Annotated in this window: 9 protein-coding genes; all 9 read right to left on the bottom strand. The window is 62.9% G+C overall.

Annotated elements, in window-relative coordinates; all coding sequences use genetic code 11:
* Positions 1–28: 28 nt before the first annotated feature.
* Positions 29–343, bottom strand: coding sequence for a M48 family metallopeptidase (locus V7M64_RS17340; RefSeq protein ID WP_333680828.1), 315 nt, complete (start codon positions 341–343; stop codon positions 29–31).
* Complete coding sequence (gene guaA, locus V7M64_RS17335) at positions 270–1850, bottom strand: glutamine-hydrolyzing GMP synthase (RefSeq protein WP_333680827.1); 1581 nt, start codon at positions 1848–1850, stop codon at positions 270–272. The genes V7M64_RS17340 and guaA overlap by 74 nt, the downstream gene beginning before the upstream one ends.
* A gap of 166 nt (positions 1851–2016) precedes the next feature.
* Positions 2017–3474 (bottom strand): IMP dehydrogenase, encoded by a 1458-nt coding sequence (guaB, locus tag V7M64_RS17330; RefSeq protein ID WP_333680825.1) that lies wholly within the window; start codon positions 3472–3474, stop codon positions 2017–2019.
* Positions 3475–3638: 164 nt separating this feature from the next.
* The gene (folD, locus tag V7M64_RS17325) at positions 3639–4493 is read right to left on the bottom strand and encodes a bifunctional methylenetetrahydrofolate dehydrogenase/methenyltetrahydrofolate cyclohydrolase FolD (protein ID WP_333680824.1); all 855 of its coding nucleotides are present in this window, start codon (positions 4491–4493) and stop codon (positions 3639–3641) included.
* A 139-nt stretch (positions 4494–4632) separates the two neighbouring features.
* Positions 4633–5796, bottom strand: a complete 1164-nt coding sequence (moeB, locus tag V7M64_RS17320) for a molybdopterin-synthase adenylyltransferase MoeB (RefSeq protein WP_333680823.1) — start codon at positions 5794–5796, stop codon at positions 4633–4635.
* 127 nt (positions 5797–5923) lie between these two features.
* A complete protein-coding gene (gene der, locus V7M64_RS17315; RefSeq protein ID WP_333680822.1) occupies positions 5924–7324 on the bottom strand; it encodes a ribosome biogenesis GTPase Der in 1401 nt (466 codons plus the stop codon).
* Between the two features lie 18 nt (positions 7325–7342).
* Positions 7343–8542, bottom strand: coding sequence for an outer membrane protein assembly factor BamB (gene bamB / locus V7M64_RS17310; protein WP_333680820.1), 1200 nt, complete (start codon positions 8540–8542; stop codon positions 7343–7345).
* Positions 8539–9189, bottom strand: a complete 651-nt coding sequence (locus V7M64_RS17305; protein ID WP_333680819.1) for a tetratricopeptide repeat protein — start codon at positions 9187–9189, stop codon at positions 8539–8541. The genes bamB and V7M64_RS17305 overlap by 4 nt, the downstream gene beginning before the upstream one ends.
* Positions 9190–9341: 152 nt before the next feature.
* A complete protein-coding gene (locus tag V7M64_RS17300) occupies positions 9342–10316 on the bottom strand; it encodes a RodZ domain-containing protein (RefSeq protein ID WP_333680818.1) in 975 nt (324 codons plus the stop codon).
* Positions 10317–10333: the final 17 nt, after the last annotated feature.

Genomic DNA, 10333 nt, shown 5'->3' with positions numbered 1-10333 from the left:
GTCCATTTCGCGCTCATCGTCGATGGACTCAGATGGTAGTGTTAACACGCCCTAGTTCGTGCACCACGATGCACTCCAGACATCCATACGGCTTCTTGGCAAGCTCAGTGTTGAGGCGTATCGATCTGCGGGCCGGGGAACAACTTCCCCACTTCGTCTTCATGTGCCGGACATGGACACGGGGTGCATCGAGTCTGAGGGTAAGGCTCCACTGCTGCGGCGCGCAGCCTGAACGGCAGCAAACTACGCAGCTATTACGTGGCGCGAACTCATTCCCACTCGATCGTCGCCGGCGGCTTGCCGCTGATGTCGTACACCACGCGCGAAACACCGCGTATTTCATTGATGATGCGGTTGGATACGTGGCCAAGGAAGCTGTATGGCAACTCGGCCCAATGCGCGGTCATGAAGTCAATGGTTTCCACGGCGCGCAGCGCGATCACCCATTCGTAGGCGCGAGCGTCGCCCACTACGCCCACTGATTTCACTGGGAGGAATACGGCAAACGCCTGGCTGACGCTGTCGTAGAGATCGGCTTTGCGCAGCTCCTCGATAAAGATGGCGTCGGCACGCGCTAGCAACTCGGCGTACTCCGGCTTTACTTCGCCCAGGATGCGCACGCCGAGGCCGGGACCAGGGAACGGATGGCGATAGACCATTTCGCGCGGCAGGCCGAGCTCGACGCCGATGCGGCGCACTTCGTCCTTGAACAATTCACGCAGTGGTTCGACCAGCTTGAGCTTCATGTGCTCGGGCAGGCCGCCGACGTTGTGGTGGCTCTTGATGACGTGCGCCTTGCCGGTCTTGCTGCCGGCGGACTCGATCACGTCGGGATAGATGGTGCCCTGCGCCAGCCACTTCACCTGGCCGTTGCCGCTCGCAGTGACTTTGGCCGACTCCTCGTCGAAGATTTCCACGAACAGACGGCCGATGATCTTGCGCTTGGCTTCCGGATCGGCCACGCCTTCGAGTGCCTTGAAGTAGCGCTCCGCGGCGTTGACGCGGATGACCTTGACGCCCATGTGTTCGGCCATGGTGGCCATGACCTGGTCCCCTTCCTGCCAACGCAAGAGGCCAGTGTCGACGAAGACGCACGTGAGCTGGTCGCCGATCGCGCGATGCAGCAGCGCAGCGACGACGGAGGAGTCCACACCCCCCGATAAGCCGAGCAGCACGTGATCCTTGCCGACCTGTTCGCGCACGCGGGCGATCTGGTCGTCGATGATGTGCGCTGCGGTCCACAGCGTCTGGCAACCGCAGATGTCGGTGACGAAGCGCTTGAGCAGCGCAGTGCCTTGCTTGGTGTGCGTCACTTCCGGATGGAATTGCACGCCGTACCAGCGCTTGGCTTCGTTCGACATCGCCGCAACCGGAATGCGGTCTGTAGTGGCGGTGATGGTGAAACCGGGCGGCGCCTTGGCGACGTGGTCACCGTGGCTCATCCATACGTCCAGCGCCTGGAAGGAGTCGTGATCCGTCAGGCCGTTTAGCAGCTTGTCAGACGAAACCACATCCACGCGTGCGTGACCGAATTCGCGCGCATCGGCGGCTTCCGTGGCACCGCCCAATTGTGCGGCGAGCGTCTGCATGCCGTAGCAGATGCCGAGGATCGGCAGGCCTGAATCAAACACGTCCTGCGGCGCTTTCGGTGCGCCATGCACGGTGGTGGATTCCGGACCACCGGAAAGAATGATGCCCTTGGCGCCGAATGCGGCGATCTCGGCGGGGTTGTGGTCCCACGCCCATATCTCGCAGTAGACGCCGATTTCGCGAATGCGTCGCGCGATGAGTTGCGTGTACTGTGCGCCGAAATCGAGGATGAGGATTTTGTCGCTGTGGATGTTGGTCATGGCAGCGCAATGGAGGAATCAGGAAGAAGGCGGAAGTACTTCGCCGTCATCGCGGCGAAGGCCGGGATCCAGTGGAAACACGTCGCGCCAAGCACTCAACCAATGTCGTGTGCTTCGCACGCGTACCACACTGGATTCCGGCCTGCGCCGGAATGACGAGCGGCAATCACGAATTGAGCCGATAGTTCGGCGCTTCCTTCGTGATCTGGATATCGTGCGGATGCGCTTCGGTGACGCCGGCCGAGGTGACTTTCACGAACTGCGCCTTGTTGCGCACGTCCTCGATTGTCGCGGCACCGAGGTAACCCATCGAAGCGCGCAGGCCACCGATCAACTGATGGATGATGTTGCGCAGCGGACCGCGGTACGGCACGCGGCCTTCGATGCCTTCGGGCACCAGCTTGTCGGCGTCGGCTTCTTCCTGGAAGTAGCGATCCTTGGAACCCAGCGCCATGGCGCCAAGCGAACCCATGCCGCGATAGCTCTTGTAGGAACGGCCTTGGAACAGTTCCACTTCACCCGGCGATTCTTCGGTGCCGGCGAACATGGAGCCGAGCATGACGGTGGATGCGCCGGCGGCGAGCGCCTTCGGAATATCGCCCGAGTAGCGGATGCCACCATCGGCGATCAGCGGGATGCTGTCCTTCAGCGCGCTGGCGACCATGTCGATGGCCGTGATCTGCGGTACGCCGACACCGGCGACGACACGCGTGGTGCAAATCGAACCTGGGCCTACGCCCACCTTCACCGCGTCGGCGCCAGCGTCGCGCAATGCGAGTGCGGCATCGCCGGTGACGATGTTGCCGGCGATCAACTGCACCTGCGGGAAATTCTTCTTTACCCACGCAGCACGCTCGATCACGCCCTGCGAATGGCCATGCGCGGTATCCACCACGATCACGTCCACGCCGGCTTCGACCAAGGCGGCGACGCGCTGTTCGGTATCGCCACCGACGCCGACGGCGGCGCCGACGAGCAGACGTTCATGCGCATCCTTGGCGGCGTCAGGGTTGTCGCGGGCTTTCTGGATATCCTTGACGGTGATCAGTCCGCGCAGCTGGAACGCGTCGTTGACCACCAGCACTTTTTCGATGCGGTTCTTGTGCAGCAGTTGCAGTACGTCGTCCTGGCTGGCGCCTTCGCGTACGGTGACCAGCTTCTCTTGGCGCGTCATGATGTTGCGCACGGGGTCATCGTGCTTGCGCTCGAAGCGCAGATCGCGGCTGGTGACGATGCCGACCAGCTGCTCCCCTTCCACCACCGGCACGCCGGAGATGTTGTGCGCGCGGGTGAGCTTGAGCACGTCGCGGATCGACGTGTGCGGGGTAACGGTAATGGGGCTGCGAATGACGCCGGCTTCGAACTTCTTGACCAGGCGCACTTCGGCGGCCTGCTGCTCGGCAGTCATGTTCTTGTGGATGATGCCGATGCCGCCGTTCTGGGCCATGGTGATGGCGAGGCGGGCTTCGGTGACGGTGTCCATGGCGGCGGACACGATGGGGATGTTCAGGCGAAGGTTCTGCGTGAGCCGGGTGGAGGTGTCCACGTCGCGCGGCAAGACTTGGGAATGGGCCGGGACGAGGTAGACGTCGTCGTACGTAAGGGCCTCGGCGAGGATGCGCATGGAAAAGTCCCGCTGCAAAGAGAGGATTATACGCGGGAGTTAGTTTCGGCGCGAGTTTTGCTTTGGTTTTTGTCGTCCAGCGGGGTATGCGGGCAGGAGGAAAACCCCGCATGCGCAGGCGTGGCAATGCGGGGATTTCATCCAGCCTCCGAAGACGGCTTGACTCAGGGGTCGCGTGCTTCCGCCGCTTCCAGGGTGTTTTCCATCAAGGTGGCTACAGTCATTGGACCCACGCCGCCAGGCACCGGCGTAATCCAGCTGGCACGCTCCGCAGCCGGCGCGAACTCCACATCACCCACGAGGCGTCCGTCGTCCAGGCGATTGATACCCACGTCCACGACGACGGCACCGGGCTTTACCCACTCGCCTTTGACCAAGCCGGGCTTGCCGACGGCCACGACCAGGATGTCGGCTTGCCGTACGTAGGTTTCCAGGTCGCGGGTAAAACGATGGCAGCACGTGGTGGTGCACCCGGCAATCAACAGCTCCAACGCTAAGGGACGGCCGACATGGTTGGAGACGCCTACGACCACGGCATGCTGACCGCGCACTGGCCGATCGGTGTGGCCCAACAGCGTCATTACGCCGCGCGGCGTACACGGGCGCAAGCCGAAGCGGCGCAACGCAAGGCGGCCGACGTTGACGGCCTGGAAGCCATCCACGTCCTTGTTGGGATCGATGCGATCGACCAGCGCGTCTTCGTCGATGTGGTCCGGCAACGGCGACTGCACCAGGATGCCGTGAATCGCCGGATCGGCATTGAGCTTGTCGATCAGCGCAAACAGTTCGTCCTGCGTGGCACTGGTCGGCAGGTCGTAGTCGAAAGAGCGGAAGCCCACCTGGTGGCAGGCCTTGCGCTTGTTGCGCACGTAGACGGAAGACGCCGCATCGTTGCCAACCAGTACCACGGCCAGGCCGGGTTCCACTTTGCCTTGGGCCTTGCGCTCGCTGACACGCTTGGCGATGCGTTCCAGCAGTTCCTGGGCGATGCGTTTGCCGTCGAGTATGCGTGCGCTCATGGTGGGTCCTGGCTGGCGAAGTGCGCATTATCCCATGCATCTCCGAAGGAGATGCATCATCAATAACGTTGCCTTTTCGCGCTTGCCTTCTCTCCCCTCCGGGGGAGAATCTTGCGGCATAGCAAAAACGTTGCTCGCCTCAGCCCGTTGAGCAGAACCGCTCGATGTCCTCGTAGCCGTGAAATTCGGCAGCCGCACCACAGCCGGGACAGCCGGGATCGCGCGGCAGGCGCGTCTCGCGAAAACGCATGCCCAAGGCATCAAAAGACAACAGCCTGCCAACCAGCGATTCGCCGACGCCAAGGATCAGCTTCAACGCCTCGGTCGCTTGCAGCAGTCCCACGATACCCGGCAGTACGCCGAGCACGCCGGCTTCCGCGCAATTGGGTGCATCGGCTGCGTCGGGTGGCTCGGGGAACAGGCAGCGGTAGCACGGCGAATCTTCACGGCGTGGATCGAAGACGCCAACCTGGCCGGTAAAGCGCTCGACGGCGCCATACACCATCGGCACGTTCAAGCGCCGCGTCGCCGCGGCAATCAAATAACGCGCGGGAAAGTTATCCGCGCCGTCGATGACCAGATCGTGGCCACGCAGCAGCTGCTCCACGTTGCCTGCACGCAGGCGCTCGTTACACAGGTCCACTCTCACGCGCGGGTTGAGCGCATTCAAGGTCATGCGCGCCGATTCGGTCTTGGACATGCCAACACGTGCGTCGGCATGGATGACCTGGCGATGCAGGTTGGAGCGCTCGACGCGATCGTCATCGATCAGCGTAAGCCGCCCCACTCCGGCCGCGGCCAGATAAAGCGCGGCGGGTGCGCCGAGGCCGCCGGCTCCCAGCAATACGATGCTGGCCTGGCCAAGTTTGTGTTGCCCAGCTTCTCCGAGCTGCGGCAAGCGCAGCTGCCTTGAATAACGTTCCGCGGAATCCGTATCGAGTTGTGTGGCACTGATCGGCAAACCTTCGCTTTTCCACCGCTCGAAGCCGCCCGTCACCGAGGTGACGTTTCGGTAACCCATCCGCTGCAAAGCTTCCGCAGCAAACAGGGAGCGAACACCGCTGCCGCACAGCGTGAGTATGTCCCGCTCGCGATTGGGTTCCTGGCTTTCGATGCGCAGCTCAAGAAAGCTGCGTGACAAAGGCAATGCGCCAACGGGCGAACCGGTAGCGCGTTCGTTGTCGTCGCGCACGTCAATCAGCAAGGCCCCTTGGGCCTGTTTGCGCAGGGCTTCGGCAGGAGAAAGCTCGGGTACGCGTTGGCGTAGCTCGGCAAGCCAGGATTCGCGGTCGAGGGTGCTCATGCGAATAGTCTAGCTCGTCGCAAGCCAGCGTCGCCCGCGGACGCTCCGAAGGCTGGGATGAACCCGTCATTGGCATCCGAACGACAGCTGAGATGTCGATCCGGTCTACGAATAGGCAGTTTCGGGCTTACTTCTTGCGCCGCTTCATCTCGCGGATCATCCGCTGGCGCTTGCGCTGCTGTCCTTCGGTCAGCACGTTGCGCTTGCCCGCAAAAGGATTCTCGCCATCGCGGAAATCAATGCGGATCGGCGTGCCTTCCAGTTTGTAGCGCTGGCGGAAGAAGTTTTCCAGATAACGGCGATAGGCCGGTGCGATGTGCTTGGTACGGCTGCCGTGGATCACGATGGTCGGCGGGTTGCTGCCGCCAGGATGCGCAAAGCGCAGCTTCGGTGCATGCCCGCGTACCAGCGGCGGCTGATAGCCCTGATAGGCACGCTCAAGCGTGCGGGTGAGATCGGAAGAAGTAAGCTCGCGTGTTGCGGAGGTATGTGCACGTACGATCGCGCGCATCAGCTCGCGCAATCCCGAACCGTGCAGGGCAGAGATAAACACTTGCTTGGCCCAATCGGCAAAGACAAGCCGGCGTTCGAGCGCGCGCTGGCATTGCTCGCGCGCGTAAGGTTCCATGTCGTCCCACTTGTTGACCGCAATCACCAGAGCCCTGCCCTCGTCGATCGCATGACCGATCAGGGTGAGGTCCTGGTCGGCAAGGTTTTCGCGCGCATCGATCATCACCACCACGACTTGCGCGGCGGCCATTGATTGCAGTGTCTTGATGACGCTGAATTTCTCCACGCCTTCGTCGACTTTGGACTTGCGGCGCACGCCGGCCGTGTCGATCAAGGTGTAACGCTTGCCGTCGCGTTCCAGCGGCACGCGGATCGGGTCGCGCGTGGTGCCGGCGACGTCGGAAACGATCAGCCGGTTTTCGCCGAGCAGGCGATTGATGAGCGTGGACTTACCGGCATTGGGACGGCCAACGATGGCGACGCGGATGCTGCCTTCGTCTTCCGGCGCGAGTTCTTCATGCGCGTCTTTCGCCAACATGGGCAGCACTGCGGCGACCAGCTCTTCCGTGCCGCGATTGTGCGCAGCGGACAAGGGAAGCGTCTGGGCAATGCCGAATACGGCAAACTCGGCCAGAGCGTGCTGTACGTCCAGGCCATCGGTTTTGTTGACCGCGGCAATGATGGGTTTGCCGCTGCGGCGCAGCTCATCGAGGATGCTGCGATCCTGCGGCAAGAGACCATCGCGCGCATCGACCACAAACACCAGCACCTGCGCCTCGTCGATGGCCAGGCGCACCTGTTGTGCAGTGAGCGCGTCGAGACCTTCTTCGACACCGGACAAACCGCCGGTGTCGACCACGACGAAGGGATTCGGACCGGTACGGCAAACCCCATAGTGGCGATCGCGCGTGACGCCCGGCATATCGGCCACCAGGGCGTCGCGGCTGCGCGTCAGCGCGTTGAAGAGGGTCGATTTACCGACGTTGGGACGACCGACCAGGGCGATGACGGGCAGCACGAAACATGCATCCAGTGATTACTTCGCACCGAGACGATAGGCGGCGATATGGCCCTCGACGTCTTCGATATAGACCAGGCCATTGGCCACCACCGGCTCCGCGCGGATGGCCTTCTTCGAAAGACGCTCGCGCCCGGCCAGCGCGCCGTCGCCGGTCTGCAGCCAATGCACGTAGCCTTCGATGTCGCCGACCACGACATAGTCGCCCTGCACTGCCGGCGCCGTCAGCCAGCGGTACTTGAGGCCGTCGTTCTTCCACATGTCGGCGCCGCTGCTCTTGTCGAACGCCCACACCTGCGAGTCGGTGTTGACGCCAAACAGGCTGTTGCCGCCCAGTGCCATGGAGGTATAGGTGGAGAACGGGCGCGCCCACAGCGGACGACCGCTGGGGCCATCCACAGCGGTGAGGCTGCCGTGGTATGCCGAAGCGTAGAGCGTGCTGCCATCGAGCACGACACCGCCATCGGCATCGCTCATGCGCTCGATGTCGGTACGGCCTTCGCCCGTCGCCAGCTTCTGTTCCCACAGCTTTTCGCCGTTGTCCTCGCGCAGCGCCATCAGCTTGCCGTCGTCGCTCCCGAAGAACACCACACCGTTGGTGGCGAGCAACGAACCGTTGCCGCGCAGGCTGAGCAGCGGCACGCTGCCCTGGTCATTCACCCAGCGGCGCTCGCCGGTGCTGCTGTCTAGGCCATAGATGCGGCCGTCCTGCGTGCGAACCAGCACGAGCCCATTGTTGATCACGGGCGAATCGATCACTTCGGATGGCAGCGTAGCGACCCAGCGCTGGCTGCCGTCCTTGGAGCTGAGGCCGTACACATGGCCGTCGAGCGTGCCGATGGCGAGCAGATCGCCATCCACTGCCGGGCCGCCCGCATAAAAGGCATCTTTACGCTTCTTGTCGCCCCAACCAAACCAGCCATGCGTGCGGCTCTTGGTTTCCCAGAGGGTCTTGCCGGTATTGGCATCGAGCGCGGCAATGGCGCCATCCGTGCTGGCGGCATACAGCACGCCGTTCACGACGGTGGGCTCCATGCGCACACCGCTCACGCCAGCGCCATGGCCCACGCGCTCTTTCCAAACCCGCGTGACTTGCACGGTCGGCTTGAAGTCTTTGGCCAGCGGCATCGGCGGCTGGATGTTTTCTTTCTTGAAGGAATGACAGCCAGCGAGCGCTACCAGCGAGCCGGTCACTACGATCAGCCAAAAACGTTTCATGCACCCTGCTTCCCGGCCGCGGCCAGATCGTCGATTTTCATTTGCACTTCATTGTCCGGGGATACATTCGACCCCATCGCGCTCACTGCCGCCTGGTAGGCCTTGCGGGCATCGTCGCGCCGTCCCAGCTTGACCAGCGCATCGCCGCGTAGTTCCTGGCTCTCGATGGCGTAGCTGTTGGGTGGCATGCGATCCAGCGCATTGAGGGCTTCCTGGGCATTGCCCTTGGCCATCTGCACGTGTGCGATGCGCAATTCCACCAGCGCCTTCAGCTCCGGACTGGGGGCGTGCTGCTCTGCCCAGGCAAGCGAATCGAGTGCTTTGTCGAACTGCTTGTCTTCGGCCTGGCGGCGCGCACGATCGCTCACGGCGAACAGCGCGTAAGGCGTATCAGAGTAATCCTTCATCAACTGCTGGATGATCACGTCGACGGCATTGGTGTTACCCGTGTCGAGCACGCCTTGCAATTGCTGGTAAAGACCAGATGCCTGCAGCTGGTGCCCCGCCTGATGGTTGCGCCATTGCTGGTAACCAAAAATGGCGATCAAGCCAATGACGACACCCACAGCGATCGACAGGCCATTCTGCCGCAGCCACTTTTGTACGCGTTCGCTCTGTTCGTAGTCGTCGTAAGCATTGAATGCCATGCAATCACCGTATCGCGAGGTAACGCCGGAAGGCGTGGAAAAGGCGTTCTGTAGCCGCCGCTATCCAACGACGGCGGCATTGGCCGCCCGGCGGGCGGACAATGCGCAAGCATAACCGATCGAAGGGGGGCGAGGGCTAGCGCCCCGCCCTTTCAAGCACCGGCAGGCGTTGCCTTGCCGTCCTGAATGTCGACGCGGAAATGCGCGATATTGGCGCGGCGATAGGCGTCGAGCGTCATCGGCTGGCCATCCACGGTCACCTGCGCGCCGTTGGCGTTGCCGATGCGCACTTCCAGCGGCTGATCGCTGTGATAGGTCTTGGTGGAGCCTGCCGGCAGCAAGCCGTATTCCAGCCGCGTGCCGTCCTTGCTGATCACTTCGACCCAGCTTGCGTTGGTCAGGCTGAGCGTCAGGCTATGCGCTCCACTGCCGACCGCAGCTTCCGGCGCATTGCCAACGGCGGGTGCCGTCGTGGCCGGTTCGTTGTCGAGATTGGGCATGGGCACCATGGATGCCAGCAACGGCTGTTGCGCGGCCGCCGGGTTCGGGGCGGAAGCGGCCATCGCGGGCGCTACGGCGGCGGGAGCCTGTGCCACGGCCATGTTGCCTGGCAGTACCTTCGCCACGCTGCTGGCAGCTGCCGGCGCGGCTGGTGGCGGTGCATCCTGCTGCGCCACCGGCGCGGCATCGAGCGGCGACAGGTGACTCATGTCGCGCGAAAGCGTACCGCGCATGCCTAGCCATACCGTGGGCACCGCGATCACCAGCGTCAGCACGACGTAGGTGGCGGCCTTGGCGTACTGGTCCAGCAGATAGCGCGAATGCGACACGCCACCGGTGGATACCAGCTTCGGCTGTGCCGGCTTGAGCTTGGCGACAGCCGCCTCGATCTCGCTTTCGTCGATTTCGAGATAGCGCCCGTAAGTGCGCAGATAGCCGCCCAGGTATACCTGATAGTCGATGCCGCTGAAGTCGTTGCTTTCCAGCTGGCTCAGCACGCGCACCGGCAAATGCAGGGCATGGCCGCAGGATTCCAGATCCAGACCACGCGCTTCGCGCACTGCACGCAGCCGCGAACCAAAACCAGGCATTTCGTTGAAGCGGAATTCGGCAGCGTTCTGTTCCATGTTCGCTGCGGCCGTGG

Source organism: Dyella sp. (genome assembly GCF_036746095.1).
Lineage (GTDB): Bacteria > Pseudomonadota > Gammaproteobacteria > Xanthomonadales > Rhodanobacteraceae > Dyella_B.
Note: the sequence above shows the minus strand (reverse complement) of the source record. Positions and strands in the feature narration are given on the sequence as shown.

What these genes read in the sequence shown, in the direction of transcription:
- V7M64_RS17340 (WP_333680828.1), bottom strand. Translation starts at nt 343, where the DNA reads ATGAAATACGCGGTGTTTCGCGCGTGGTGTACGACATCAGCGGCAAGC.
- guaA (WP_333680827.1), bottom strand. Translation starts at nt 1,850, where the DNA reads ATGACCAACATCCACAGCGACAAAATCCTCATCCTCGATTTCGGCGCA.
- guaB (WP_333680825.1), bottom strand. Translation starts at nt 3,474, where the DNA reads ATGCGCATCCTCGCCGAGGCCCTTACGTACGACGACGTCTACCTCGTC.
- folD (WP_333680824.1), bottom strand. Translation starts at nt 4,493, where the DNA reads ATGAGCGCACGCATACTCGACGGCAAACGCATCGCCCAGGAACTGCTG.
- moeB (WP_333680823.1), bottom strand. Translation starts at nt 5,796, where the DNA reads ATGAGCACCCTCGACCGCGAATCCTGGCTTGCCGAGCTACGCCAACGC.
- bamB (WP_333680820.1), bottom strand. Translation starts at nt 8,542, where the DNA reads ATGAAACGTTTTTGGCTGATCGTAGTGACCGGCTCGCTGGTAGCGCTC.
- V7M64_RS17305 (WP_333680819.1), bottom strand. Translation starts at nt 9,189, where the DNA reads ATGGCATTCAATGCTTACGACGACTACGAACAGAGCGAACGCGTACAA.
- V7M64_RS17300 (WP_333680818.1), bottom strand. Translation starts at nt 10,316, where the DNA reads ATGGAACAGAACGCTGCCGAATTCCGCTTCAACGAAATGCCTGGTTTT.